This is a genomic window from Streptomyces sp. BPTC-684 (assembly GCF_030028635.1).
Lineage (GTDB): Bacteria > Actinomycetota > Actinomycetes > Streptomycetales > Streptomycetaceae > Streptomyces > Streptomyces noboritoensis.
In genome coordinates, this window is sequence record NZ_CP124863.1 from 771,136 (window position 1) to 796,596 (window position 25,461).

The following is a 25,461-nucleotide window of genomic DNA, read 5'->3' on the forward strand; positions in this document are numbered from 1 at the left end:
CACCGCCCCGCAGACAGACCCCGGGCCCCCGCGGAGCGCTACGCGTCGACCGGCAGCACATCCGGCGACAACGCACCCGCACGCGCGACCGCAGCCGTCATCCGCCGCCGATGGTGGCGCCGGCACAGCACCTCGTACCCGATCTCGTCCTCGGACTGGTTCACGTCCCCGACCACGACCTGCGCGCCCTCGACGACCATCTCGCCGCCCCGGGTGCGCGCGTTGTGCGTGGCCCGCGCCCCGCACCAGCAGAGCGCCTCGACCTGGAGTACCTCGACGCGGTCGGCCAGCTCGACCAGGCGCTGCGAGCCGGGGAAGAGCTTGGAGCGGAAGTCGGTGGTGATGCCGAAGGCGAAGACGTCCAGGTCGAGGTCGTCGACGACCCGGGCGAGCTGGTCGATCTGGCCGGGCGCGAGGAACTGCGCCTCGTCGGCGATCACGTAGTCGCAGCGGCCGCCCTTGGAGAGGTGGGCGACCAGATACGCGTAGAAGTCGAAGCCCTCGGCGGCCTCGACGGCGTCCGTCACCAGGCCGAGCCGGGAGGACAGCTTGCCCTCGCCCGCGCGGTCGTCCCGCGTGAAGATCATGCCCTGGAGGCCGCGCGCGGAGCGGTTGTGCTCGATCTGAAGAGCGAGGGTGCTCTTTCCGCAGTCCATCGTTCCGGAGAAGAACACCAGCTCGGGCATGGGAAGGTGACGGCCTTTCGGATCTGCGCACGCGTCCGCGTACAGGAGAGGACAGGGGGAAGTGCGGAAGGGTTACGAGCGTACTTCGAGGAGCGGTACGAGCTGCTCGACGGGGGTCATCGAGCCGTGCATGCCGACCATCGCGGACTCGTGCGGCTCGTTCTGCGAGGCGGTGATCACCACATCGGCGCTCGCGGCCGCGACGACATCGCCGATCCGGCCGTACACGCGCTCGTCGCAGGCGCCCGGCTGTCCGAACCAGCCCGCCGCTATCGCCTCGTCGCGGCTCGCCACCCAGAACTGCTCGCCGAGGACCTCGCGCCAGACCGTGAGCACGTCGGCCTCGGCGCCCGGGACCGCGTACACGTGCCGGGCCCGGCCCTCGCCGCCGAGCAGGGCCACTCCGGCGCGCAACTCCCAGTCCTCGTCGAAGTCGATGCGGGACTCTTCGTCGAAGGGGATGTCGATCATGCCGTGGTCGGCGGTGACGTAGAGCGCGGAGCGCGGCGGCAGCTGCTCGGCGAGGCGCTGGACGAGCCGGTCGACGTACATCAGCTGGCCGCGCCAGGCGTCCGAGTCGACGCCGAAGCGGTGGCCCTTGCCGTCGACCTCGCTGTAGTACGTGTAGACCAGCGAGCGGTCTCCGGCGGCCAGTTGCCCGGCGGCCAGGTCCATGCGGTCCTCGCCGGTCAGCCGGCCGTGAAACGTTCCGCCACTGAGCGCGACCTTGGTGAGCGGGGTGTGCTCGAAGGTGGGCGAGGAGACCTGGGCGGTGTGCACGCCGGCCGCGTCGGCCAGCTGGAAGACCGTGGGGTACGGCTGCCAGACGTGCGGGTCGGTCCAGGGCTTCCAGCGGAGCTGGTTCATCAGCGCGCCGGTCTGCGGATCGCGCGCGGTGTAGCCGGGCAGGCCGTGCGCGGCGGGCGGCAGGCCGGTGCCGACCGAGGCGAGCGAGGTGGCGGTGGTGGCGGGGAACCCGGCGGTGATCGGCCGTCCGGTGCCGCCGCGCGAGGTGGCGAGCAGCCCGTGCAGATAGGGCGCCTCGTCGGGGTGGGCCTTGATCTGCTCCCAGCCGAGCCCGTCGATCAGGAACACGCAGTTCCGGTCGGCCGGGGTCAGCTCGGGGATGGCGGCGGTCACGCCGGGCACGCCCATGCCGGCCGCGAGGGTGGGCAGCAGGTCGGCTAGCGAACCGCTGCCGTACTCGGGCAGGGGGGCGGTGTCGAGGGCGAGGGGCTCGGGGTCCTGCCAGGCGGGCTGGGCCATCAGCGGGCGGTGGCCGCGGTGGCTTCGGAGAGCGCCTGGGCGAAGTCGAGGGTCTGGCGCACGGTGTCCGGGCCGTCCCCGGCCTCGCTGACGCGCAGGCTCAGGTCGTCGGCGGTGGCGTTGCCGGTGTAGCCGTGGTCGGCGTCGCAGTTGGGGTCGCCGCAGGCGGCGGGCTCCAGGTCGATGCGGGAGACCGCGCCCCAGCCGATGGTCAGGACGACCTCGCGGGGCAGGGTGCCCGGGGTGTACGACTCGGGGTTGGCGACCACGCGGCTGACGACCACGGACGAGATCCGGTCGAGCTTCACGGACTCGGTGGAGGTCGTCGCGTACGGCGTCGGGGAGCTGGTGTCGGCGTTCTGCTCGTCGGTGTGGCTGACGATGAAACGGTTTCCCGTGAGGACCAGGACCGTCACGTGGCGGCGCACCTCGTTGGCGTCGAAGGTGGTCTCCTGATGGACCAGGTACGACGCGATGGGCTCACCACCGACGGCGGCCTCCACCGCCTCGGCCACAAGGGCCGGGTAGTAGCCGCTGCGCTCGATCGCCGCGCGCAGCCCCTGGGTCATCGTGCCGGTCTTCGCCATGAGCTCCATCCTACGGGGCCTTCGGGCCCGATCGTTTCAGTAGCTGGGCAGACGCCTCGGCCCCAGGTCGGAGCGGGGCGGCGGGGGCGCCAGGCGCAGGCTCGCGCCGAGTACGGAGAGGCCGTGCTGGGCGACGACGACCGGTTCCAGGGAGACGGCGACGACCTCCGGGTGGTCGTCGACCAGGCGGGATACCCGCAGCAGCAGCTCTTCGAGGGCGGCCGTGTCCACCGGCGCGGAGCCGCGCCAGCCGAAGAGGAGGGGTGCGGTCCGGATCGACCGGACCAGCTCGGCGGCGTCCCGGTCGGTGGCCGGGACCAGCCGGTGGCCGGTGTCGCCGAGCAGCTCGGAGGCGGCTCCGGCGAGGCCGAAGGAGAGCACGGCGCCGACGGCCGGGTCGATGGCGGCGCGTACGACGGTGTCCACCCCGCGCGGTGCCATCGCCTGGACGACCGGCAGCAGCTCCTCCGGCTTGCCGAGGACCTGGGTCAACTCGGCGTACGCGCGCCGCAGTTGCTCCTCGTCGGCGAGGTCGAGGCGGACGCCGCCGAGGTCGGGGCGGTGGCGCAGGTGGGGGGCGGTGGTCTTGAGGGCCACGGGGTAGCCGAGGCGGGTGGCGGCGTCGACGGCGGCGTCCGGGTGGGGCGCGGGCAGGGCCCGTCGGACGGGGATGCCGTACCTGCCGAGCAGGGCCTCCGCGTCGGCGGCGGCGAGGGTCGTCCCCCTCGGGTCCGCGTCCCCGAGCAGCCGCTCGATGTCGGCGGCGGCCCCGGTCTCGTCGATGTCGTCGTACTCCGGCACCTTCCCCTGCTCGGCGGCCTGCCGCCGCCACTGCCCGTACCGGACGGCTTCCGCGAGGGCGCGTACGGCTCGTTCTGCGGCGGGGTAGGCGGGGATGCGGTGGGGGTGGGCGGGGTTTTGTTCCCCACCCCGCCCCTTCCCTGGACCCTCCGGGGGTGGGGGTGGGTCGAGGTAGGAGGAAGCCCCCGGGGGCTCCGCCCCCGGCCCCCCGGCGGGGCCTGCGGCCCCTGCGCCCCGCTCGGACTGCGCCCCGGGCACCACCGCGGGAACCGCGCCCGCGCCAGCCGCGGGGCTGCGCCCCTGCACCCCCTGGGGGCTGTGCCCTGGGGCCACCTCGGGGCCCGCAGCCCCGGCCCGCCGCGCCGGACTGCTGCCTTCAGCTGTGGGCAGTCGTTCCGCTGGGGCGATGGGGGTCCCCCCTGCTCGAGCGGAGCCGGGAGCTTGGGGGAGGGTGGGCACAGCGGACCCACGGCCCGCAGCCGCGTTGCGCCGCCCCGTGCTCGCCGCGCTGGCCAGCGCCTCCGCCAAGCCCCCCAGCTCCACGTGCACCACCGCCACCGGCTTCGCCGGAGCCGTGGCTGTGGCCTGTTGGAGGGCCGTGGCCAGGGCTTCGTCGGGGTAGTTGGGCTCGCCCACCCAGGGGATCGCCGTGACCACCACCGCGTCGCAGAACTCGTCCGCCAGGGCCCGCGCCAGCGCGTCGCGGAAGTCCTCGGGGGTGGCCGCCGTCGTGAGGTCGACCGGCGGGTGCGGGCGCAGGCCCTCCGTGAGGCAGGCGTCGTACGTGAGGAGGCCGAGGGACTCCGAGTTTCCGAGGATGGCCACGCGCGGGCCCGCCGGGAGCGGCTGGCCCGCGAGGAGGACGCCCGCGTCGACCAGCTCGGTCACCGTGTCCACCCGGATCACGCCCGCCTGGCGCAGCAGCGCCGACACGGCCGCGTCCGGGACCCGCGTCACCGGGACCGCGTGGCCCGGCGGGGTCGAGCCGCTGTGGCGGGCGCCCTTCACCGCGACCACCGGCTTCACCCTCGCCGTCCGCCGAGCGAGCCGCGTGAACTTCCGCGGGTTGCCGATGGATTCGAGGTACAGCAGGACCACGTCCGTGTCCGCGTCCTCGTACCAGTACTGGAGGATGTCGTTGCCCGAGACGTCCGCCCGGTTGCCCGACGAGATGAACGTCGACAGGCCCGCGCCCCGCCGGTGCAGGCCCGACAGGAGTGCGATCCCGATCGCGCCCGACTGGGTGAACAGGCCGATCCGGCCGCGCTGCGGCGGCTCGGGGGCGAGCGAGGCGTTCAGGCGCGTGCCGGGTGCGGTGTTGATGACGCCGAAGGCATTGGGGCCGATCAGCCGCATGCCGTACGACCGCACCTGCCGCAGCAGTTCGCGCTGGCGCTCGCGTCCGGCCGCGCCGCTCTCGGCGTACCCGGCGGACAGGACCACAAGGCCCTGCACCCCGTGCTCGCCGCACTCCGCGACCGCCTCCGGCACCCGCTCGGCCGGGACCGCGACCACCGCGAGGTCGACCTGTTCGGTGATGTCGCCGAGCGAGCGGACTCCACGTACGCCGTCGACCTCGGAACCGCCCTCCGGGAAGGCCCTGTTGACCGCGTACACCCGTCCGGTGAACCCCGCCCCGAGCAGGTTGCGCAGCACCGTGCGGCCCACGCCGCCGGGCGCGCGCCCGGTGCCGATCACGGCCACCGAGCCGGGGGCGAGCAGCCGCTGCACCGAGCGCGCCTCCGCGCGCTGCTCGCGGGCGCGCTGCACGGCCAGCGACTCGGCGGTCGGCTCCAGATCGAGCGTGAGATGGACCGAGCCGTCCTCGAAGGAACGCTTCTGCTGGTAGCCCGCGTCAGTGAACACCTTGATCATCTTGTTGTTGGCGGGCAGCACCTCCGCCGCGAACCGCCGGATCCCCCGCTCGCGCGCGACCTCCGCGATGTGTTCGAGCAGCGCGGAGGCGACCCCGCGCCCCTGGTGCGCGTCCTGGACCAGGAACGCCACCTCGGCCTCGTCGGCCGGCGCCGAGGCCGGCCTGCCCTGCGCGTTGATCCGGTCGTAGCGGACGGTCGCGATGAACTCGCCGCCCACCGTCGCCGCGAGCCCGACGCGGTCCACGTAGTCGTGATGGGTGAAGCGGTGCACGTCCTTCGCCGACAGCCGGGGGTAGGGCGCGAAGAAGCGGTAGTACTTGGACTCGTCCGACACCTGCTCGTAGAACGAGACGAGCCGCTCCGCGTCGTCGGTCGTGATGGGCCTGATCCGCGCGGTCCCCCCGTCGCGCAGCACGACGTCGGCCTCCCAGTGGGCCGGGTACGCGGGGTCCTGCGTCTTCTCCTGGGGAGCCTGCATACCGGCAGCCTACGGGTCGCGGGGCCGCTGCGGTCAGGTCAAGGTAGGGGGCAGGGTGGAGACGGCGGCCAGGGCCGAAGGGCCGCCGGATCCGGGACCGACGTCGGCACGAGCACTCCGCAGGACATGAGAGACTGGTCTAGACAACCGTCAGAGATTTCGAAGGGCATCACCATGGCTGAGCGCCGCGTCAATGTCGGCTGGGCCGAGGGCCTGCACGCCCGCCCCGCTTCCATCTTCGTCCGCGCCGCCACGGCCTCCGGCGTCCCCGTGACGATCGCCAAGGCCGACGGCAACCCGGTCAACGCCGCCTCCATGCTCGCGGTGCTCGGCCTGGGTGCGCAGGGCGGCGAGGAGATCGTGCTGGCTTCCGAGGCGGAGGGCGCCGAGGCGGCCCTGGAGCGCCTGGCGAAGCTCGTCGCGGAGGGCCTCGAGGAGCTCCCCGAGACCGTCTGACCGCATCCGGTCGGCCGAACGGCCCGGACCGGCGCGTCACCGCACTTCGCGAAAGGAGCCGCGGATCCTGAATTCAGGGTCCGCGGCTCCTTTCTATTCGGGTGGGATACACGACTGCGCGAGCCTCGTGCTCGCGCCGCCAATTCCCGCGGCGATTCCGGGCAGCGCAAAAGAACCCCGCCCCAGCACTCCCTTTGTATACGGCGACCCCGTTAAGCGCGGGCGCTCGCGGCGTTTACGGCATGTTGCGAAGTCCTCACGTCCACCGGGCGCCGCAGGCGATAGGCGGAAAACGCACGCTCGGCGTGGTGGGCCGCCAGCGACCTGGCCCGCTCCGCGTCGCCGCGTGCCACCGCGTCCACGAGCGCCCCGTGCTCCGCCCAGCACTCGGCGGGCAGCGCGGGCTGCTCCACCACGTACATCCAGGCGATCTTGTGCCGCAGCTGGGTGAGCAGCGCGATGAGGCCGGGGCTGCCGGAGGCCTGGGCGAGCGTCTCGTGGAACCAGACGCCCAGCGAGCGCAGATCCTCGCCCTGGGCCCGCCGGATGCGGTCCTGACCCAGCCTGACCAGGCCGCGCAGCACCTTGAGATGGGCCTCGGTGCGCCGGGCGGCGGCCCGCGAGGCGGCCAGCGGCTCCAGCATCGCGCGCAGTTCGAGCAGGTCGGCGGCCTCCTGCTCGGTCGGCTCGGCGACACAGGCCCCGGCGTGCCGGCGCGTGGTGACGAACCCCTCGGACTCCAGCGTGCGCAGCGCCTCGCGGACCGGGACGCGCGAGACCCCGTACCGCCGGGCGAGCACTTCCTCGGTGAGCCGGCTGCCGCGCGCGAAGAGCCCCGCGACGATGTCGTCGCGGATTGCCGTGCATACCGATTGCGCCGGAATGCGCATGACCGAACCTCCGCCTTAATCCCCGCGAAACGCGGTCGATCGACGCCTGTTCGGCGACTCTATTCCAGCGGCTGTTAATTCCCGGTGACATGCCGTATGCAATGCATATCTTTTGGCCACGGACGGCTCTCCGCATCCGGCCCGGACGCCGGAGCCCCCGGCGCGGGTGCGCCGGGGGCTCCGGTGGAACGTGCGGGGACGGCCGTCAGACGTTGACGCCGTGCGAGCGCAGATACGCGATCGGGTCGATGTCCGAGCCGTACGTCGGCGCCGTGCGGGCCTCGAAGTGGAGGTGCGGGCCGGTGGTGTTGCCGGTGTTGCCGGAGAGGCCGATCTGCTGGCCCGGCTCGACGCGCTGGCCGACGAAGACGCCGATGGACGACAGGTGGCCGTACTGCGTGTACGTGCCGTCGTTCATCCGGATCACGATGTTGTTGCCGTACGCGCCGCCCCAGCCCGCCTCGACGACGGTGCCCAGGCCGACGGCGTGCACCGAGGTGCCCTCGCCCGCATGGAAGTCGATGCCGGTGTGGCTGCCGGAGGACCAGATCGAGCCGCCGGTCTTGTAGCCGGTGGAGACGTAACCGCCGTCGATCGGGGCGACGAAGGAGTTGAGGCGCTTGCGCTCGGCCTCGCGGGCGGCGCGCTCCTTGGCCTCGCGCTCCTCCTTGGCCCTCGCCTCGGCCTTGCGCTTCGCCTCGGCGGCGGCGCGGGCCTTGTCGGCGGCGTGCTTCTGGGCGGCGGCCTGGGCGTCGATGCGGTCGGCGAGGGAGTCGCCGATCACGATGGCCTGGGTGATGCCGGTGTCCTCGACGGAGGCCGCGGCGGGCGCCGCGTTCTCGGCGGCCAGGGCCGGGGAGGCGAGGGTGCCCACGACGCCGGCGGTGGCGAGGGTGGCGATGCCCGCTATGTTCGCGCTCTTGCGCGACACGGCGCTCGGACGACGGTGTTTCCCGGTGGCACGGGTGAACGCCATGGAGAGGCGGTGTCCTTTCCTTCCATCTCGCCTACCGGGTTAGCTGACGGGTTCGGAGCTGGAAGGTCTCCTACGGGCCCCTCCGCGGGCGGAGGCGTCCGATTCACCCCAGGGACTGAGTGGGTCCCCGGCTCCCCTGGCTCGCGCCAGTTGGGGACTCGGCGATCGCTGTCCGGTGCCGCGGCTGCGACGGGTGGTGACGGACAGCCCGACCGACGCTAGACGGCCGATCTTTCAATCACCAAACAGACACGTCTTTTTGTAGCGCACGCCACATGACAGACAGGCAACCTCCCCAATAAACCGGACATAAGGGAGGACCCCGACGGCCACTCGGCCACCGGGGTCCTCACCCACCTCGTCCGCCCGCCTGCGGGACAGCCCCGGCGGGTGGCTCAATCAGCCCGCGACGACGGTGACTTCACCGATGCCGAGCGCCTTGACCGGCTCCTCGATCTGCGCCGCGTCACCGACCAGGACGGTCACCAGACGGTCCACCGGGAAGGCGCTGACGACCGCCGCGGTGGCCTCCACGGTGCCCGTGTCGGCCAGCCGCGCGTACAACTGCGCCTGGAAGTCGTCCGGGAGGTGCTGCTCGACCTGGTCGGCCAGCGTCCCGGCGACGGCGGCCGCCGTCTCGTACTTGAGCGGGGCCACGCCCACCAGGTTCTGCACGGCGGTCTCCCGCTCGGCGTCGTCGAGACCCTCGGCGGCGAGCTTGCGCAGCACCGTCCACAGGTCGTCGAGGGCCGGGCCGGTGTTGGGCGTGTCGACCGAGCCGCTGATGGCGAGCATGGCAGCGCCGGTGCCCTCCGCGCCGGAGCGCAGCACCTGTCCGTACGCCCGCACTCCGTACGTGTAGCCCTTCTCCTCGCGCAGGACGCGGTCCAGGCGGGAGGTGAGCGTGCCGCCCAGGCAGTACGTCCCGAGGACCTGGGCGGGCCAGACCCGGTCGTGGCGGTCCGGGCCGATCCGGCCGATCAGCAGCTGCGTCTGGACGGCGCCGGGCCGGTCGACGATGACCACGCGGCCGGTGTCGTCGGCGGTGACCGGGGGCATCGGGCGCTCCACGGCCGGGGTGCCGGTCCAGGCGCCCAGGGTGTCCGCCAGGACCGCGTCCAGGTCGGTGGCGCCCAGGTCGCCCACGACCACCGCGGTGGCCGCCGCCGGGCGTACGTACGCCTCGTAGAAGGCCCGCACCGCCGACGCGTCGATCCGCGTGACGGTCTCCTCGGTGCCCTGGCGCGGGCGCGACATGCGCGCGGTGGCCGGGAAGAGCTCCCTGGAGAGCTGCTGGGCGGCGCGGCGGGCCGGGTTGGCCAGCTCGTGCGGGATCTCGTCCAGGCGGTTGCGGACCAGCCGGTCGACCTCCGCGTCGGCGAACGCGGGGGCGCGCAGCGCCTCCGCGAGCAGGCCGAGCGCCTTGGGCAGCCGGGAGACCGGCACTTCGAGGGAGACCCGCACGCCGGGGTGGTCCGCGTGCGCGTCCAGGGTGGCGCCGCAGCGCTCCAGGTCGGCGGCGAACTCCTCGGCGGAGCGCTTGTCGGTGCCCTCGGAGAACGCGCGCGCCATGATCGTGGCGACGCCGTCCAGGCCCGCCGGCTCGGCGTCCAGCGGGGCGGCGAGGAAGATCTCGACGGCCACGACCTGCTGGCCGGGGCGGTCGCAGCGCAGCACGGTGAGCCCGTTGGGCAGGGTGGCGCGGCCGGGGGCGGGGAACGCCCAGGGACGCGCGGTGCCGGCGGCCGGCTGGGGGTGGAACTGCATGGTCACGCCGGTCTCGCTCACTGCTCTGCTCCCTTGGCGTCGGCGTCGGCCGCGTCATCTGCTTCGGCGGTCGTCGGCTCGTACACCAGCACCGCCCTGTTGTCCGGGCGCAGGGTGGCCCGGGCCACGTCCCGCACCTCCTCGGCGGTGATGTCGAGCACCCGGTCGACGGCGGTCAGGGCGAGCTGGGGGTCGCCGAACAGCACCGCGTACCGGCACAGTTCGTCGGCGCGGCCCGCGACCGTGCCGAGCCGGTCCAGCCACTCGCGCTCCAGCTGGGCCTGGGCGCGCTCCATCTCCTCGGCCGTGGGGCCCTCTTCGGCGAACCGGGCCAGCTCGTCGTCGACGGCCGACTCGATGTCGGGGACCTCGACGCCGCCGGACGTCTTCACGTCCAGCCAGCCGAGCGAGGGCGCGCCGGCCAGCCGCAGCAGGCCGAACCCGGCCGCCACGGCGCTCTGGTCGTGGCGCACCAGGCGGTTGTGCAGGCGGGAGGACTCGCCGCCGCCGAGGACGGTGAGCGCCAGGTCGGCGGCGTCGCACTCGCGCGTGCCGTCGTGCGGCAGCCGGTAGGCGGCCATCAGGGCGCGCGCGGGGACGTCCTCGTGGACGACCTCGCGCAGCTGCTCGCCGATGACGCCGGGCAGCGCGCCGTCGCGCGGCGGCTGCTTGCCGTCGTGGGTCGGGATGGAGCCGAAGTACTTCTCGATCCAGGCGAGGGTGCGCTCCGGGTCGATGTCGCCGACGACCGAGAGGACCGCGTTGTTCGGCGCGTAGTACGTACGGAAGAAGTTCCGGGCGTCCTCCAGCGTCGCCGCGTCCAGGTCGGCCATGGAGCCGATCGGCGTGTGGTGGTACGGGTGGCCCTCGGGGTAGGCAAGGGCGGTGAGCTTCTCGAACGCCGTGCCGTACGGCACGTTGTCGTACCGCTGGCGGCGCTCGTTCTTGACGACGTCGCGCTGGTTCTCCATGGACTCGTCGTCCAGGGCGGAGAGCAGGGAGCCCATGCGGTCGGCTTCCAGCCACAGCGCCAGCTCCAGCTGGTGCGTGGGCATGGTCTCGAAGTAGTTGGTGCGCTCGAAGCTGGTGGTGCCGTTGAGCGAGCCGCCCGCGCCCTGCACCAGCTCGAAGTGACCGTTTCCGTGGACCTGGTGCGAGCCCTGGAACATCAGGTGCTCGAAGAGGTGAGCCAGGCCCGTGCGGCCCTTGACCTCGTGGCGGGAACCCACGTCGTACCAGAGGCAGACCGCGGCGACCGGGGTCAGGTGGTCCTCGGAGAGCACCACGCGCAGGCCGTTGGCCAGCCGGTGCTCGGTCGCTGTCAGGCCGCCGGAGCCGGCCTGGGCGGTGGCCGTGTGACCCATGGGCATGTACGTCCCTTCGATCGCGGTGAAGAAGTCCTGCCACTGTATGCAAGCGCACCGACACCTGGCGAAGTTCCCGGGTCGCGGTCGGCGTTGTCAGTGGGACGGTCCACAATGGTCGGCGTCAGCAGCAGACCTTGTTGGTGGTCGCTAAGAAGAACTCGTTGGTGAAGGAGCCACAGCCGCGATGGCCCGCCGCAGCACGAAGACCCCGCCGCCGGACGATTTCGAGGAGAAGATCCTCGACATCGACGTCGTGGACGAAATGCAGGGCTCCTTTCTCGAGTACGCCTACTCGGTGATCTACTCGCGGGCCCTGCCGGACGCCCGCGACGGCATGAAGCCGGTCCACCGCCGCATCGTCTACCAGATGAACGAGATGGGCCTGCGCCCCGAGCGCGGCTACGTGAAGTGCGCGCGCGTGGTCGGCGAGGTCATGGGCAAGCTCCACCCGCACGGCGACGCGTCGATCTACGACGCGCTGGTGCGGATGGCTCAGCCCTTCTCCATGCGCCTGCCGCTGGTCGACGGCCACGGCAACTTCGGCTCGCTCGGCAACGACGACCCGCCGGCCGCGATGCGCTACACCGAGTGCAGGATGGCCGACGCCACCTCGCTCATGACGGAGTCGATCGACGAGGACACCGTCGACTTCTCCCCGAACTACGACGGCCAGGAGCAGGAGCCGGTGGCCCTGCCCGCCGCGTTCCCGAACCTGCTGGTCAACGGCGCGACGGGGATCGCGGTCGGCATGGCCACGAACATGCCGCCGCACAACCTGGGCGAGGTCATCGCCGCCGCCCGCCACCTGATCCGGTATCCGAACGCGGACCTGGAAGCGCTGATGCGCTTCGTCCCCGGCCCCGACCTGCCGACCGGCGGCCGGATCGTCGGCCTGTCCGGCATCAAGGACGCGTACGAGTCGGGCCGCGGCACCTTCAAGATCCGCGCCAAGGTGTCGGTGGAGAACGTGACGGCCCGCCGCAAGGGCCTGGTCGTCACGGAACTGCCGTTCACGGTGGGCCCGGAGAAGGTGATCTCCAAGATCAAGGACCTGGTCGGCTCGAAGAAGCTCCAGGGCATCGCCGACGTCAAGGACCTCACCGACCGCTCGCACGGTCTGCGCCTGGTCATCGAGGTCAAGAACGGCTTCGTGCCCGAGGCCGTCCTGGAGCAGCTCTACAAGCTGACGCCGATGGAGGAGTCCTTCGGCATCAACAACGTGGCCCTTGTGGACGGCCAGCCGCTCACCATGGGCCTCAAGGAGCTCCTGGAGGTCTACCTCGACCACCGCTTCGAGGTCGTGCGCCGCCGCAGCGAGTTCCGCCGCACCAAGCGCCGCGACCGGCTGCACCTGGTGGAGGGCCTCCTCGTCGCGCTCCTCGACATCGACGAGGTCATCCGTCTCATCCGGTCGAGTGACAACTCGGCGCAGGCCAAGCAGCGCCTGATCGAGCACTTCTCGCTCAGCGAGATCCAGACGCAGTACATTCTGGACACCCCGCTGCGCCGGCTCACCAAGTTCGACCGCATCGAGCTGGAGAGCGAGCGCGACCGGCTCACCGGTGAGATCGACGAGCTGACCGGCATCCTGGAGTCCGACACCGAGCTGCGCAAGCTGGTCTCGACCGAACTGGCCGCGGTGGCCAAGAAGTTCGGCACCGAGCGGCGGACGGTCCTGCTGGAGTCGGCGGGCGCGCCGGTCGCGGCCGTGCCCCTGGAGGTCGCGGACGACCCGTGCCGGGTGCTGCTCTCCTCGACGGGCCTGCTGGCGCGTACGGCGAACGCGGAACCGCTCGCGGAGGCCGAGCGGCGCACCAAGCACGATGTGATCGTGTCCGCGGTGCCCGCCACCCAGCGCGGCGACGTCGGCGCGGTCACCTCGGCCGGGCGGCTGCTGCGGCTCGCCGTGATCGACCTGCCGCAGCTGCCGGACACGGCGGCGGCGCCCAACCTCTCGGGCGGCGCCCCGGTCTCGGAGTTCCTGTCGCTGGAGGCCGACGAGACACTGGTCTGTCTGACGACCCTGGACGAGTCGTCGCCGGGGCTGGCGATCGGCACCGAGCAGGGCGTGGTCAAGCGCGTGGTGCCCGACTATCCGGCCAACAAGGACGAGCTGGAGGTCATCACCCTCAAGGACGGCGACCGGATCGTCGGCGCGGCGGAGCTGCGCACCGGCGAGGAGGACCTGGTCTTCATCACGGACGACGCCCAGCTGCTGCGCTACCAGGCCTCGCAGGTACGGCCGCAGGGCCGCCCGGCGGGCGGTATGGCGGGCATCAAGGTCGCCGAGGGCGCCAAGGTGATCTCGTTCACCGTGGTCGACCCGGCGGCGGACGGCGTGGTGTTCACGGTGGCGGGCTCGCGCGGCACACTGCTCGGGGACTCGGCGGCGACCGTCAAGCTGACGCCGTTCGACCAGTATCCGCGCAAGGGCCGGGCCACCGGCGGGGTGCGCTGCCAGCGGTTCCTGAAGGGCGAGGACATGCTGGTCCTGGCCTGGGCGGGCGCGGCCCCGGCGAAGGCGGCGCAGGCCAACGGCACGCCGGTGGAGCTCCCGGAGCCGGACCCGCGCCGCGACGGCTCGGGCACGCCGCTGGGCCACGCGGTGACGGTGCTGGCGGGCCCGGCGTCGTAGCGGTACGAGGGCAGTCGTACGGGGAGGCTCCGGCCGCGGTCAGTCGTCCGCGCCCGGGGCCTCCTCGGCCTCGTCCGCCTGCTGTACGTAGCGGAGCACGCCCCACATCGCGGGCTCGTCCTGGATCTCCCCCGGGCCCGCGACCGCCGCCTCCAGTGACTTGCGCAGGCCTTCCGCGTCGATCCCGGAGCCGATCAGGACGAGCTGGGTGAGGCGCTCCTCGCCCGGCGGCCAGGGCTCCGGGTAGAAGCGCAGGAAGCGGCCGACGGCGTGGACGCCGTAGCGGTTGCGCGGGTCGGCCGCGCCGAAGTCGACGAACCCCTTGATGCGGTAGAGGCCTTCGGGGCGGCTGTCGAGGAAGGCCATCAGCCGGCGCGGGTCCATGGGCGCGGCCGAGGTGAAGGCGGCGGACTCGTACGCGGCGTGCAGATGGGCCGCGTGCCCGTGGCCGCACTCGGGGCCGCACGCCTCCCCGTGCCCGTGCTCCTCCTCGTCGTCCAGCAGGTCCTCGAAGGCGAGCTGCCCGACCCGCTCGGTGCTCGGCCTGCGGTCGAAGAACAGTTCCGGGTCGACGCGGCCGTACACGGACTCGACCACCGACGCGGCCCCGCCGAGCGACGCGCGCAGCCGGTCGAGGCCCGCCCTGGGCACCCGGTCGGTCTTGTTGAGCACCACGAGGTCCGCGACCGCGAGGTGCCGGTCGATCTCGGGGTGCTTCTCACGGGTCGCCTCGTACTCGGCCGCGTCGACGACCTCGACGAGCCCGCCGTACACGACCCGGGGGTTCTCGCTGGCCAGGACCATCCGCACCAGCTCCTGCGGCTCGGCGAGGCCGCTCGCCTCGATGACGACGACGTCGAGCCGGGCGGCGGGCCGGGTCAGCTTCTCCAGATAGACGTCGAGCTCGCTCGCGTCGACGGCGCAGCACAGGCAGCCGTTGCCGAGCGACAGCGTCGAGTCGCCGAGTTGTCCGGCCACGGTCATCGCGTCGATCTCGATGGACCCGAAGTCATTGACGATCGCCCCGATCCGGGTGCCCCTGCTGGCCCGGAGGAGATGGTTGAGCAGGGTGGTCTTGCCCGAGCCGAGGAAGCCCGCGAGGACGACGACGGGGATCTGCTGGGTCGGACCGGTCGGACTCACGGGGGCCTCTCTCAGGCGGGGGGCGTGGGCGGGGCCCGGGGACGTTCCTCGGGCCCGCTCCAGGATATTGGCGTCCCCGGGGCAGGGAGGCCGTGGACGGGACGGGGGGCGGCCCGGGCGAGGTGGGGCAGCCCCGACGGGGTGGGTCGGAGGGACGGGGCGCCCGGACGGGACGGGACGGCCGGAGCGGATGAGGCGACCGGACGGGATCGGACTGCCCGGACGACGTGGGTCCAGCCCGATGCCCTCCCCCGCGGCGCGTCAGCACGTCGCCACCCGCCCGCAGCGCATCAGCCGCACCCCACGCGCCCGAGCGCCCCCCGCCCGTGGCCGGAACGCCCGCGCCCGCCGTCCCGGCCGCGCGTCGCCCAAAGGGCTCGCGGGCAGATTGACTGCCCACACCCGGGAGGTCTCATGACAGGAACCCCAGCCCCGTCCGCCTGGCTCCGCTCCACCGCGAAGTTCGCCCTCTGGACGGCCGCCACGCTCGCCGGAACCGCCCTGGTGAGTGCCGCCGCCGTCCTGGTCAGCGGCTGGCTCATCGACACCGTCCAGCGGCGCGAGGGCAGCCTCGGCCGCGCCGAGCACCGCAGCCAGATCGGCAACTATTTCAGCGCCGCCAGCGCCGTCTTCTCCGGCCTGGCATTCCTCATACTCGTGGTGGCGCTGCTGCTCCAATACCAGGAACTGCGCATGCAGCGGACCGAACTCGCGGACCAGCGCGAGGAACTGACCCAGTCCCGCCAGGAACTGCACCGCAGCGCCGAGGCGAATATGCGCTCCCTCCATGTGCAGCTCACCCGGATGGCCATGGAGGATCCGTCGCTCGCGGCAGTGTGGAACGGCTTTCCGGGTATCCCTCACGAGGAGGAGCGTCAGTACCTGTTCGCCAACCTGACGTTCGGGCACTTGCTGCTCGCCCGCCAGTGGGGCAGCTATTCGGACGACGAACTGCGCGTACACGCACGGTCCTTACGGAGCAGCGAGCCCTATCGTCGCTACTGGGCGCTCTCCAGGGACGCGAAATTCGCGCTTCCCGGGGACAGTCACGAAAGGAAACTGGCAGAGCTGATCGATGAGGAGATCAGGGCCACGCCGGGGCCGCCCGCTCCCCCAGAGTAGTAACAGTCGTACGGGAGAAGAGACATGACCAGCCTGCACAGAACCGGACAGCACGACGGTACGGCGGCGACGGCGGCGCTCGCGGCGGGCGCCGTGGCGCTGGCCGCCGTCCTCAGCCTGGCGCTCGGCGCCGGGTTCCACGCGATCGCCCCGGCGGCCGCCGGGGCCTCCGCCGGCGGCGTCTTCGCCGGGCTCGCGGTCGCCGCGGGCGCCGCCGGACTCGCCCTCCAGCACCGGCTGCTGGCCCGCCGGATGACCCTCACCCACCAGCACCGGCTCCACTTCGACCTGCTCAGCAAGGCCATGGACGACCCCGAACTCGCGGCGGTCCTGGACACGTTCGAGGAGGACGTGCCCCCGGTCAAACAGCGGCAGTTCCTCTACGCGAACGCCCTCTACAGCAATGTGCTGCACGCGTACCGGACCGGTTCGACGAGCGAGAGCGAGATCGGCGGGCATCTGCGGGTCATCTGCCGCAGTCCTATTTTCCGCGAATACTGGGAGTTCACCCGGCAGCACCGGGCAGCGCTGCAGAAGGACTCGCAGGAGGCACGTCTCGGCCGCCGTGTGGACGAGATCGTGCGAAACATCAGCAAGTTGAGGTAATCCTCACCAATTCCGCACGGGCCCACCGCGGCCTCCGAGAGTCTGGTTATCTGTCCTACGTCCTAGACTCCTCCGAGCCATTGGAACGGTCCCTTGGTGAAAATCGTGCGCAGGGTCGGTGCCTCCCCACGGGAACGCGGCAGCCTGTCGGGACAGACGTGCCCGGACATCTTCGAGTTGAGCGACGGCAGGTTCGCCGTCATCGGCACGGACATGACCGACGACTTGGACGGCAAGCTGCCGAGTGACGCCGCGCGGGCCGAATACGAGCGGATCGTCGCGATCACCCGCGAAACGCTGGTGCGCGCCAAGGCGGACATCCCGGAGGCATGAGGAGCCGATAAAGATAAAGAGCGGATAAGGAATTCACGCCCGAAGCCAGACAGCGGTGTCCCTCGGCAGTCGCCCGGTGTGGTCCACCGGCCCGCTGGTGCTGGTGCCGCGGGCGGTCAGGGTGGGGCGGAGCCGGGTGCGTCTCATCGATGGTCCCCTTCGGGCTCAGTGTGGGAAGACCCCCGGCCGACGGGCCCCAGGGCGCTGTCGGGCGAAACAGCCGCCGCGAATGCGGGCGGCGCCCACGGTACGAACAGATTTCGGAATGCGCCGCGGAGCCGTCTACCGTGCATAGGCATGAATGCCGTCCCCAGCACGCCCCCACCCGGACGGCGGCGGTTCGGCTGGCCGCAGCGCGTCTTCTCCCAGGTGCTGCTGATGCAGCTGGCCATCGCCGCCGGTGTCACCGTGCTCGCGACCGGCCTGTTCCTCGCCCCGCTCAGCCACCAGCTCGACGACCAGGCGATGCGCCGGGCCCTCGCCATCGCCCAGTCGACGGCCGCCCAGCCGCAGGTCGCGGCGGACCTGGTCGCGTCCCGGCCCGCCGCCGACGGCCCCGTACAGCGCGAGGCCGAGCGGATCCGCCGGGCCACCGGCGCCGAATACGTGGTGGTCATGGACCGGCACGGCGTGCGCTGGTCGCACACCGACGGCCGGCAGATCGGCAAGGTCGTCTCCACCGACCCCAGCGAGGCGCTGGCGGGCGAGGAGGTCATGGAGATCGACAGCGGCACGCTGGGCCGCTCGGCACGCGGCAAGGTGCCGCTGCGGGACTCCGGCGGCGCCATCGTGGGGGCGGTGTCGGTCGGGATCGAGTACGACAGCGTGCGCGCCCGGCTGCTGGCCGCCATCCCCGGGCTGCTCGCCTACGCGGGCGGCGCCCTCGCGGCGGGCGCGCTCGCCGCGTACCTGATCTCCCGACGGATCCAGAAACAGACCCGTGACCTGGCCTTCTCCGACATCTCTGCGCTGCTCGCGGAGCGCGAGGCGATGCTCCACTCGATCCGCGAGGGCGTGGTGGCGCTCGACCGGACCGGCCGGATCCGGCTGCTCAACGACGAGGCCCAGCGGCTGCTCGGCGTCGGCCCCGAGGCCGCGGGCCGTCCCCTGGACGAGGTGCTCGGCGCGGGGCGGACGACCGATGTGCTCGCGGGCCGCGTCTCGGGCACCGATCTGCTGACCGTACGCGGCCACCGCGTCCTGGTCGCCAACCGCGTGCCGACCGACGACGGCGGCGCCGTGGCCACCCTGCGGGACCGCACCGAGCTGGAGCGCCTGGGGCGCGAGCTGGACTCCACCCACGGCCTCATCGACGCCCTGCGCGCCCAGGACCACGAGCACGCCAACCGGCTGCACACCCTGCTCGGCCTGCTGGAGCTGGAGATGCACGACGAGGCGGTCGAGTTCGTCACCGAGGTCGTCGGGGTGCACCGGACCACCGCCGAGCAGGTCACCGAGAAGGTCCGCGACCCGCTGCTCGCGGCGATGCTGGTCGGCAAGGCCACCGTGGCGGCCGAGCGCGCGGTCGCCCTGCGCATCACCCCGGACACCCTGCTCCCCGACCGGCTGGTCGACCCGCGCGGGCTCGTCACCGTCGTCGGGAACCTCGTGGACAACGCACTGGACGCGGCCGCCGGCACTCCGGACGCCTCGGTCGGGGTGACGCTGCGCGCCGAGGGGCGTACGGCCGTGCTGCGGGTCGTCGACAGCGGCCCCGGCGTTCCCGACGGGCAGCGCGAACTGATCTTCACCGAGGGCTGGTCCACCAAGGCTCTGCCCGCCCACGGCAAGCGGGGCCTGGGGCTCGCCCTGGTCCGGCGGTTCGCCGAGCGGCAGGGCGGGCACGCGCGCGTGGCGACGGGTCCGGACGGCGGGGCCGAGTTCACCGTGGTCCTGCCGGAGGCGCTGAGCGAGGCCTTGGACAGGGATCCGGATGGGGCCGTACTGCGCGGCGATCCGGACGGGACCGTACTGCCCAGGGAGGCGCGATGATCGACGTCCTCGTCGTGGACGACGACCGGCGGGTCGCCGACATCAATGCCGCGTACGCCGAAAAGGTTCCCGGTTTCCGGGTGGTGGCGAAGGCGCATTCGGCCGCGGAGGCGCTCGCGCTCATCGCCGAGCGCCCCGTCGATCTCATCCTGCTCGACCACTATCTGCCGGACGAGAACGGCCTCGCCGTCGTACGCGAGCTGCGCCGGCTCGGCCACCACACCGACGTGATCATGGTGACGGCCGCCCGCGACGTGAGCACCGTCCAGGCCGCGATGCGCCAGGGGGCGCTCCAGTACCTCGTCAAGCCGTTCACCTTCGCGGGGCTGCGCACCAAGCTGGAGGCGTACGCCGCGCTGCGCCGCACCCTCGACGGCGGCGGCGAGGCCGAACAGGCCCAGGTGGACCGGATCTTCGGCGCCCTCTCGGTCTCCGCCGAGCCCGACCTGCCCAAGGGCCACTCCCCCACCACCGCCGAACTGCTGCGCCAGGTGCTGCTCGCGGCCGACGGCCCGCTCTCGGCACAGGAGATCGCGGAGCGGGCGGGGGTGAGCCGGCAGACGGCCCAGCGCTATCTGAAGCTCCTGGAGCGGGCGGGCCGGGTGCGGCTCGGTCTGCGCTACGGGGAGACCGGCCGCCCCGAGCACCGCTACGAGTGGGCGACCGGCCGCTGACACCGGGGTCCGGGGTGTCTCAGCCCTTGGGGACCTTGTTCACGAACTCGGTGGTGAACGTCTTGGACAGGTCCACGTCCGCGTTCTTGAGGTTGGGGTTGAACGCCTTCAGGACCTTCTCGACCGTCTCGGGGCCGTCGGCGGGCATCACTCCGTCCTTGGTGAACATCGGCAGGGTGCTCTTGATGGACTGCGCGTAGAGCGCCTTGCCGCCCTTCGCATAGTCGGCGGGCATCTTCGCCGCGATCTCCTCCGCACTGTGCGAGGACATCCACCGCAACGTCTTGACCAGCGCGTTCGCCAGCTTCTGCACGGTCTCCTGGTGCCCGTTCACCCAACTCGCGTTCATGTAGAGGCTCGACGAGGGGTACGGGCCGCCGAGCGCGGCCCGCGAGCCCTCGGGCGTCCGCATGTCGATGAGGACCTTGCCGAGCTTCTGGTCCAGGACGTTGGCGACCGTCGGGTCGGTCGTCATGCCGCCCTGGATGGAGCCCTGCTTCAGGGCGGCGATGAACGTCTGGCCCGCGCCGACCGCAACCGGCGTGAAGTCGCTGGTCTTCAGCCCGTCGCGGACCGCCAGGTACTTGGTGAGGAAGTCGGTCGACGAGCCGAGGCCGGTGACGCCGAGCTTCTTCCCCTTGAAGTCCTTGGGCGTGGCGATGTCACCCTCGGCCTTGCTGGAGACGATCTCCACCTCGCCCGGCGCGTGCGAGAACTGCACCACCGACTCCACCTGCTTGCCCTTGACCTGGAGGTCGAGCGTGTGGTCGTAGAAGCCGACGGCGCCCTGGACGTCGCCGGAGATCAGCGCGGTCTCGGCCTGCACCCCGGCGGGCTCGCTGAGCAGCTGGACGTCCAGGCCCTCGGCCTTGAAGAAGCCGAGCTGCTGGGTGAGCATCGCGGGCAGATAAATGACCTTGTCCAGACCGCCGACCATGATCTTGACCTTGTTCGACGAGCCGGAGCCGGAGTCGTCCGAGCCGCAGGCGGTGAGGGCGGTGGCGGCCAGGGCGCCCGCCAGGACGGCCGCGGGGATTCTGCTGAAGTGGTGGCTGCGCATGTCATCACGTCCCGGTGATAGGTGAGAGTGGGAAGTACAGGGGGGGCGGGCCCGTCAGCGTTCGGCGCCGGGCTCGGTGAGCCGCCAGCGGAACAGCCGGCGTTCGGCGAAGGTGAGCAGCCCCTCGGTGAGCAGGGCGACGACCGCGAGGATGACCATCGCCGCGTACACCCCGGCGGCGTTGAACGTCCCCTGCGAGGCGGCGACGAGCAGCCCGAGGCCCTTGGTCGCGCCGATGTACTCGCCGACGATCGCGCCGATCAGCGCGAACCCGAAGCTGATGTGGAGGCTGGTGAAGATCCAGGACGTGGCGGAGGGAACGACGACCTGGAGGGTGACCCGGCGGTTGCTCGCGCCCAGGATGCGGGCGTTGTTCACCAGATTTCGGTCGACTTCGCGGGCGCCCTGGAACGCGTTGAAGAAGACCGGGAAGAAGACCAGGACGACCGCCGACGCGACCTTGGAGGCCGGGCCGAGCCCGAACCAGATGAGGAAGATCGGCGCGAGCACGATCCTCGGGATCGCGTTGAGTACCTTGATGTACGGGCCGAGGACATCGGCGAGGAACCGGATCCGGCCGAGGGTGATGCCGAGGACGACACCGCCCAGGACGCCGATGATCCAGCCGAGCAGCGCCTCGTACAGCGTGTACCAGATCTGCTCCCACAGGGAGCCCTGCGCGGTGCCGTGCACGGCCCAGTCGCGTATCTGCTCCCAGATCTTCGACGGCATCGAGAAGTTGAAGGGATCGATGGCCTTGGTGCGGGCCAGCACCTCCCAGAGCGCGATCACGGCGACCAGCAGCACGACACGGCTTCCGTGGACCAGGAAGCGCCGGTTGCGCGCGGCGCGCGCCCGCGCCTTCGTCCGCTCGGTCGGCTTGGCCGGGGCGGCGGCGATCGTGTCAGGCGACATCGGCGGCACCCCGCTCCCGGGTGATGCGGACCTCTTCGCCGAGCGACTCCCAGATCTCCCGGTAGATCTCGATGAACCGGGGCTCCAGACGGATCGACTCGACCTTGCGGGGGCGCGGCAGGTCGATGTCGAAGACCTGCTTGACGGTCGCGGGGCCCGCGGTCATCACGACGACCCTGTCGGCGAGGGCGATCGACTCCTCCAGGTCATGGGTGACGAAGACGACGGAGGATCCCGTTCCGGACCACAGGTCGAGGAGTTCGTCGGACATCAGCGCCCTGGTCTGTACGTCGAGCGCCGAGAACGGCTCGTCCATCAGCAGGATCTCGGGGTCGTTGACGAAGGTCGCGGCGAGGGCGACGCGCTTGCGCTGGCCGCCGGAGAGCTGGTGCGGATAGCGGTCCTCGAAGGACGCGAGCCCGACCCGGGCCAGCCAGGCGCGGGCCCGCTCCCTGGCCTCCGCCTTCGACGCGCCCCTGAAGCGCGGCCCCGCCATCACGTTCGACAGGACGGTCCGCCAGGGGAAGACGGCGTCCTGCTGGAAGACGAAGCCGACCTTGTCGCCGATGCCGTCCACCGGCTCCCCGGCCACCAGGACCTCGCCTTCGGTGGGCTCCTCCAGACCGCTCACCAGGGTCAGGGTCGTCGACTTCCCGCAGCCGGTGGGGCCGACCACGGCGACGAACTCACCGCGCCCCACGGTCAGGTCCAGGTCCCGGACGGCCGTGTGCAGCGCCCCGGACGGCGTACGGAACGATTTGCTCGCGCTCCGCAGTTCGATGGCGGGGCTTCTGCCGGGGCCGCTCCGCTCTGTGCCCCTCTGCTCTGTGCTCATGGAGCGGGACCGTAGAGGCGGCGCCGGGCACGGCGGCAGCCTTGTGGGCGCAAGCCGCACTTCTGCTCGCTGACCCCTGTTGTGCTCGTTTTGCTCGCGCTACAACTGCGGGGATTCAACGGGAAGGAAACACGTTGATAGACGTCCTGGTCGTGGACGACGACTTCCGTGTCGTCGAGATCAACGCGGCATACGTCGGGAAGGTTCCCGGGTTCCGGGTCGTCGCCCGCGCGCACAGCGCCGCCCAGGCACTGGCGGCACTGGAGCGCCACCGGGTCGACCTGGTGCTGCTCGACCACTTCCTGCCGGACGAGACCGGTCTTTCGCTGGTCCGCCGGATGCGCCGGCTCGGCCACCACACCGACGTGATCATGGTGACCTCGGCCAGCGACGTGGCCACCGTCCAGGCCGCGATGCGCCACGGCGCGCTGCACTACCTCGTCAAGCCGTTCACCTTCGCGGGCCTGCGGACCAAGCTCGACGCGTACGCGACCCTGCGCCGCACCGTGGACCGCGCCGGGGAGGACGGCGCCGAGGGAACCGGGCAGGACCAGGTCGACCGGATCTTCGGGGCGCTGCGGACCGCCGCGACCGCCCCCGGGCTGCCCAGCGGCCACTCGGAGCCCACGGCGGAGCTGATCCGCGAGGTGCTGCACCACGCGGACCATCCGCTGTCGGCCCATGAGGTGGCGGGCCGCACCGGCCTCAGCCGCTCCACCGCCCAGCGCTACCTCCGGCTCCTGGAGCAGTCCGGCCGCCTCCGCCTCACCCTGCGGTACGGGGAGACGGGCCGCCCGGAACACCGGTACGCCTGGGCGGTGTGAGGGACGGGCCGGGCCCGGCGGACGTCTGACGGACGGCCCGGGCCACGAGGGCGGCGGACGCGCGGCCCTGACCTCGGGAGGATCGATCCTGCTCGGCAGCTAGACCGCGCCCGCCCCCGTCAGCGACCGCACCTCCGTCTCCGCGTGGCGGGCCTCGTCCGGCGGCTCGGGCGAGGTCAGCGTGCCCAGCCACCCGGACAGGAAGCCCAGCGGAATGGAGACGAGCCCCGGGTTCTCCAGCGGGAAGAACTGGAAGTCCACCCCGGGGAACAGCGCGTGCGGCCCGCCCGAGACCACCGGTGAGAGCACCACCAGGACCAGCGCCGGAACCAGCCCGCCGTAGACCGACCAGACCGCGCCCCGGGTGGTGAAGTTCCGCCAGAACAGCGTGTAGAGCAGCACGGGCAGATTGGCCGAGGCCGCGACCGCGAAGGCCAGCCCGACCAGGAACGCCACGTTCAGGTCCCGGGCCAGCAGCCCGAGGCCGATGGCGACCGCCCCGATCCCGGCGGCGGCGACCCGGGCCACCGCGACCTCGCTGTGCTGCTTGGCGTGGCGCCGCCGCAGCGAGGCGTACAGGTCATGGGCGACGGAGGCGGAGGAGGCGAGCGTGATCCCGGCGACGACGGCCAGGATGGTGGCGAAGGCCACCGCGGCCACGACCGCGAAGAGAACCGTTCCGCCTGTGGAACCCGCACCGCCGCCCAGATCCAGCGCCAGCAGCGGTACGGCCGTGTTCCCCGCCGCGTTCGCGGACTTCACCTCGGCGGAGCCGACCACGGCGGCCGCGCCGAAGCCGAGCACGATGGTCATCAGATAGAAGCCGCCGATGAGACCGATCGCCCAGACGACCGAGCGGCGCGCGGCCCGGGCGGTCGGCACCGTGTAGAAGCGGGAGAGGATGTGCGGCAGCCCCGCCGTACCGAGCACCAGGGCCAGGCCCAGGCTGATGAAGTCGAGCCGCGCGGTCCAGCCGCCGCCGTATCTGAGCCCCGGGGAGAGGAACTCCTTTCCGTGGCCGCTCCGATCGGCCGCCGTGTTGAGCAGCAGGTTGATGTTGCCGTGGAAGCGCATCAGCACCAGCACGGTGAGCGTGACCGCTCCGGCCATGAGGAGGACGGCCTTCACGATCTGGATCCAGGTGGTCGCCCGCATCCCGCCGAGCGACACATAGACCACCATCAGCGCGCCCACGCCGATGACGGTCCACGAGCGGGCCGCGCCGCTGGAGCCGCCGATCAGCAGCGCCACCAGACTGCCCGCGCCGACCATCTGCGCCACCAGATAGAGAACGGACACGGTGACCGAAGAAGTTCCCGCCGCGATCCGCACCGGGCGCTCGCTCATCCGGGCGGCGATCACATCGGCGAGGGTGAACCGCCCGCAGTTGCGGACCAGTTCGGCCACCAGCAGCAGCACCACCAGCCAGGCCACCAGGAACCCGACGGAGTAGAGCATCCCGTCGTACCCGAAGAGCGCGATGAGTCCGGAGATCCCCAGGAACGAGGCGGCCGACATGTAGTCGCCCGCGATGGCGAAACCGTTCTCCATGGGGGAGAACAGCCGCCCGCCCGCATAGAACTCCTCCGCCGAGCCGCGCCGGTTGCGGCTCACCCAGGTGGTGATCGCCAGCGTCGCCGCCACGAACGCGCTGAACAGCAGCAGCGCCAGCGCCTGATGATCCCTGCCGACGCTCACCGGGCCATCCCCCGCGTCATCTCCTGGGTGTCCCAGCGCAGTTCGAGCGCGGCCCGGTCCCGGCGCAGCCGCGCATGACGCGCGTACGCCCAGGTCAGCAGGAAGGTGGAGAGGAACTGGCCGAGCCCGGCGACCATGGCGACATTGACCGCCCCGACCACCTGACGGGCCATCAGGGCTGGTGCGGTGGTCGCGGCGACGACATACGCGATGTACCAGGCGAGGAACGCCAGCGCGGCCGGGATCACGAACCTGCGGTAGCGGGCGCGCACTTCCTGGAAGGCGGCGCTGCGCTGCACCTCCAGATAGATGTCGGCCGCACTGTGCCCCGGGTCCGGCTCGGCCGCCCGCTGCTGCGGCGGGGCGAACGCGGGTACCGTGCCGTCCAGTTCGCCCCACCCGGAGGCGAGCGCGTCGTACCAGGGGTCGTCGATCCGTCCCGCCGCCGGTTCGTGCCGTTCCTGTCTCTCCAC

22 protein-coding genes and 1 riboswitch are annotated in these 25,461 nt (G+C 72.0%); of the genes, 8 read left to right on the forward strand and 14 right to left on the reverse strand.

Going from position 1 to position 25,461, the window contains the following annotated elements:
* Window positions 1–38: 38 nt before the first annotated feature.
* From QIY60_RS03375 to QIY60_RS03390, 4 genes are all read right to left on the reverse strand, one after another.
* Window positions 39–686 (reverse strand): thymidine kinase, encoded by a 648-nt coding sequence (locus QIY60_RS03375; protein ID WP_283141060.1) that lies wholly within the window; start codon window positions 684–686, stop codon window positions 39–41.
* Between the two features lie 72 nt (window positions 687–758).
* Window positions 759–1,952, reverse strand: coding sequence for a nucleotide pyrophosphatase/phosphodiesterase family protein (locus QIY60_RS03380; RefSeq protein WP_283141061.1), 1,194 nt, complete (start codon window positions 1,950–1,952; stop codon window positions 759–761).
* Complete coding sequence (locus QIY60_RS03385; RefSeq protein ID WP_283141062.1) at window positions 1,952–2,539, reverse strand: DUF5998 family protein; 588 nt, start codon at window positions 2,537–2,539, stop codon at window positions 1,952–1,954. Before QIY60_RS03385 ends, QIY60_RS03380 begins: the two co-directional genes overlap by 1 nt.
* A gap of 36 nt (window positions 2,540–2,575) precedes the next feature.
* Window positions 2,576–5,695, reverse strand: coding sequence for a GNAT family N-acetyltransferase (locus QIY60_RS03390; protein ID WP_283141063.1), 3,120 nt, complete (start codon window positions 5,693–5,695; stop codon window positions 2,576–2,578).
* A gap of 174 nt (window positions 5,696–5,869) precedes the next feature.
* On the opposite strand from QIY60_RS03390, the gene QIY60_RS03395 reads away from it, so the two are divergent.
* Window positions 5,870–6,151, forward strand: a complete 282-nt coding sequence (locus QIY60_RS03395) for an HPr family phosphocarrier protein (protein ID WP_067165150.1) — start codon at window positions 5,870–5,872, stop codon at window positions 6,149–6,151.
* Window positions 6,152–6,363: 212 nt separating this feature from the next.
* Here QIY60_RS03395 and QIY60_RS03400 read toward each other — a convergent pair whose 3' ends face one another.
* The 4 genes from QIY60_RS03400 to QIY60_RS03415 form a co-directional block, all read right to left on the reverse strand.
* Window positions 6,364–7,041, reverse strand: a complete 678-nt coding sequence (locus QIY60_RS03400) for a GntR family transcriptional regulator (protein WP_283141064.1) — start codon at window positions 7,039–7,041, stop codon at window positions 6,364–6,366.
* Between the two features lie 205 nt (window positions 7,042–7,246).
* The gene (locus QIY60_RS03405) at window positions 7,247–8,017 is read right to left on the reverse strand and encodes a M23 family metallopeptidase (RefSeq protein ID WP_283141065.1); all 771 of its coding nucleotides are present in this window, start codon (window positions 8,015–8,017) and stop codon (window positions 7,247–7,249) included.
* Window positions 8,018–8,030: 13 nt separating this feature from the next.
* Window positions 8,031–8,191, reverse strand: a riboswitch (cyclic di-AMP (ydaO/yuaA leader).
* A 225-nt stretch (window positions 8,192–8,416) separates the two neighbouring features.
* A complete protein-coding gene (locus QIY60_RS03410; RefSeq protein WP_283141066.1) occupies window positions 8,417–9,805 on the reverse strand; it encodes a pitrilysin family protein in 1,389 nt (462 codons plus the stop codon).
* On the reverse strand, window positions 9,802–11,154 hold the full coding sequence (locus QIY60_RS03415) for a pitrilysin family protein (protein WP_283141067.1): 1,353 nt from the start codon (window positions 11,152–11,154) through the stop codon (window positions 9,802–9,804). Before QIY60_RS03415 ends, QIY60_RS03410 begins: the two co-directional genes overlap by 4 nt.
* 181 nt (window positions 11,155–11,335) lie before the next feature.
* Between QIY60_RS03415 and QIY60_RS03420 the strand changes: the two genes are divergently transcribed.
* On the forward strand, window positions 11,336–13,786 hold the full coding sequence (locus QIY60_RS03420) for a DNA topoisomerase IV subunit A (protein WP_283141068.1): 2,451 nt from the start codon (window positions 11,336–11,338) through the stop codon (window positions 13,784–13,786).
* Between the two features lie 39 nt (window positions 13,787–13,825).
* On the opposite strand, the gene QIY60_RS03425 is transcribed toward QIY60_RS03420, so the two are convergent.
* The gene (locus tag QIY60_RS03425) at window positions 13,826–14,929 is read right to left on the reverse strand and encodes a CobW family GTP-binding protein (protein ID WP_283141069.1); all 1,104 of its coding nucleotides are present in this window, start codon (window positions 14,927–14,929) and stop codon (window positions 13,826–13,828) included.
* A 414-nt stretch (window positions 14,930–15,343) separates the two neighbouring features.
* Between QIY60_RS03425 and QIY60_RS03430 the strand changes: the two genes are divergently transcribed.
* The 5 genes from QIY60_RS03430 to QIY60_RS03450 all read left to right on the forward strand — a co-directional run bounded on the left by QIY60_RS03430 (window position 15,344) and on the right by QIY60_RS03450 (window position 19,656).
* The gene (locus QIY60_RS03430; RefSeq protein ID WP_283141070.1) at window positions 15,344–16,051 is read left to right on the forward strand and encodes a DUF6082 family protein; all 708 of its coding nucleotides are present in this window, start codon (window positions 15,344–15,346) and stop codon (window positions 16,049–16,051) included.
* 24 nt (window positions 16,052–16,075) lie between these two features.
* On the forward strand, window positions 16,076–16,657 hold the full coding sequence (locus QIY60_RS03435) for a DUF6082 family protein (RefSeq protein ID WP_283141071.1): 582 nt from the start codon (window positions 16,076–16,078) through the stop codon (window positions 16,655–16,657).
* 96 nt (window positions 16,658–16,753) lie between these two features.
* Window positions 16,754–16,990: a hypothetical protein gene (locus QIY60_RS03440; RefSeq protein WP_283141072.1), complete on the forward strand. Its 237-nt coding sequence runs from the start codon at window positions 16,754–16,756 to the stop codon at window positions 16,988–16,990.
* Window positions 16,991–17,287: 297 nt separating this feature from the next.
* Window positions 17,288–18,982 (forward strand): sensor histidine kinase, encoded by a 1,695-nt coding sequence (locus QIY60_RS03445; protein WP_283141073.1) that lies wholly within the window; start codon window positions 17,288–17,290, stop codon window positions 18,980–18,982.
* Entirely contained in the window at window positions 18,979–19,656 is a 678-nt protein-coding gene (locus QIY60_RS03450) for a response regulator (protein ID WP_283141074.1), read from the forward strand. The genes QIY60_RS03445 and QIY60_RS03450 overlap by 4 nt, the downstream gene beginning before the upstream one ends.
* A gap of 19 nt (window positions 19,657–19,675) precedes the next feature.
* Here the strand turns inward: QIY60_RS03450 and QIY60_RS03455 are convergent, their stop codons facing one another.
* Genes QIY60_RS03455 through QIY60_RS03465 form a run of 3 tightly spaced genes read right to left on the reverse strand, consistent with a single transcriptional unit; the run spans window position 19,676 to window position 22,466 of the window.
* Window positions 19,676–20,716, reverse strand: a complete 1,041-nt coding sequence (locus tag QIY60_RS03455; RefSeq protein WP_283141075.1) for an ABC transporter substrate-binding protein — start codon at window positions 20,714–20,716, stop codon at window positions 19,676–19,678.
* A gap of 54 nt (window positions 20,717–20,770) precedes the next feature.
* On the reverse strand, window positions 20,771–21,631 hold the full coding sequence (locus QIY60_RS03460) for an ABC transporter permease (RefSeq protein WP_283141076.1): 861 nt from the start codon (window positions 21,629–21,631) through the stop codon (window positions 20,771–20,773).
* A complete protein-coding gene (locus tag QIY60_RS03465) occupies window positions 21,621–22,466 on the reverse strand; it encodes an ABC transporter ATP-binding protein (RefSeq protein WP_283141077.1) in 846 nt (281 codons plus the stop codon). The genes QIY60_RS03460 and QIY60_RS03465 overlap by 11 nt, the downstream gene beginning before the upstream one ends.
* 134 nt (window positions 22,467–22,600) lie before the next feature.
* On the opposite strand from QIY60_RS03465, the gene QIY60_RS03470 reads away from it, so the two are divergent.
* Entirely contained in the window at window positions 22,601–23,290 is a 690-nt protein-coding gene (locus QIY60_RS03470) for a response regulator (protein ID WP_283141078.1), read from the forward strand.
* 99 nt (window positions 23,291–23,389) lie between these two features.
* Here QIY60_RS03470 and QIY60_RS03475 read toward each other — a convergent pair whose 3' ends face one another.
* Window positions 23,390–24,988 carry a cation acetate symporter gene (locus QIY60_RS03475; RefSeq protein WP_283141079.1) on the reverse strand — a complete coding sequence of 533 codons (1,599 nt, stop codon included), beginning with the start codon at window positions 24,986–24,988 and terminating at the stop codon, window positions 23,390–23,392.
* Window positions 24,985–25,461 carry a DUF485 domain-containing protein gene (locus QIY60_RS03480; protein ID WP_283141080.1) on the reverse strand — a complete coding sequence of 159 codons (477 nt, stop codon included), beginning with the start codon at window positions 25,459–25,461 and terminating at the stop codon, window positions 24,985–24,987. Before QIY60_RS03480 ends, QIY60_RS03475 begins: the two co-directional genes overlap by 4 nt.

What these genes read in the sequence shown, in the direction of transcription:
- QIY60_RS03375 (WP_283141060.1), bottom strand. Translation starts at nt 686, where the DNA reads ATGCCCGAGCTGGTGTTCTTCTCCGGAACGATGGACTGCGGAAAGAGC.
- QIY60_RS03380 (WP_283141061.1), bottom strand. Translation starts at nt 1,952, where the DNA reads ATGGCCCAGCCCGCCTGGCAGGACCCCGAGCCCCTCGCCCTCGACACC.
- QIY60_RS03385 (WP_283141062.1), bottom strand. Translation starts at nt 2,539, where the DNA reads ATGGCGAAGACCGGCACGATGACCCAGGGGCTGCGCGCGGCGATCGAG.
- QIY60_RS03390 (WP_283141063.1), bottom strand. Translation starts at nt 5,695, where the DNA reads ATGCAGGCTCCCCAGGAGAAGACGCAGGACCCCGCGTACCCGGCCCAC.
- QIY60_RS03395 (WP_067165150.1), top strand. Translation starts at nt 5,870, where the DNA reads ATGGCTGAGCGCCGCGTCAATGTCGGCTGGGCCGAGGGCCTGCACGCC.
- QIY60_RS03400 (WP_283141064.1), bottom strand. Translation starts at nt 7,041, where the DNA reads ATGCGCATTCCGGCGCAATCGGTATGCACGGCAATCCGCGACGACATC.
- QIY60_RS03405 (WP_283141065.1), bottom strand. Translation starts at nt 8,017, where the DNA reads ATGGCGTTCACCCGTGCCACCGGGAAACACCGTCGTCCGAGCGCCGTG.
- QIY60_RS03415 (WP_283141067.1), bottom strand. Translation starts at nt 11,154, where the DNA reads ATGCCCATGGGTCACACGGCCACCGCCCAGGCCGGCTCCGGCGGCCTG.
- QIY60_RS03420 (WP_283141068.1), top strand. Translation starts at nt 11,336, where the DNA reads ATGGCCCGCCGCAGCACGAAGACCCCGCCGCCGGACGATTTCGAGGAG.
- QIY60_RS03430 (WP_283141070.1), top strand. Translation starts at nt 15,344, where the DNA reads ATGACAGGAACCCCAGCCCCGTCCGCCTGGCTCCGCTCCACCGCGAAG.
- QIY60_RS03435 (WP_283141071.1), top strand. Translation starts at nt 16,076, where the DNA reads ATGACCAGCCTGCACAGAACCGGACAGCACGACGGTACGGCGGCGACG.
- QIY60_RS03445 (WP_283141073.1), top strand. Translation starts at nt 17,288, where the DNA reads ATGAATGCCGTCCCCAGCACGCCCCCACCCGGACGGCGGCGGTTCGGC.
- QIY60_RS03450 (WP_283141074.1), top strand. Translation starts at nt 18,979, where the DNA reads ATGATCGACGTCCTCGTCGTGGACGACGACCGGCGGGTCGCCGACATC.
- QIY60_RS03455 (WP_283141075.1), bottom strand. Translation starts at nt 20,716, where the DNA reads ATGCGCAGCCACCACTTCAGCAGAATCCCCGCGGCCGTCCTGGCGGGC.
- QIY60_RS03460 (WP_283141076.1), bottom strand. Translation starts at nt 21,631, where the DNA reads ATGTCGCCTGACACGATCGCCGCCGCCCCGGCCAAGCCGACCGAGCGG.
- QIY60_RS03465 (WP_283141077.1), bottom strand. Translation starts at nt 22,466, where the DNA reads ATGAGCACAGAGCAGAGGGGCACAGAGCGGAGCGGCCCCGGCAGAAGC.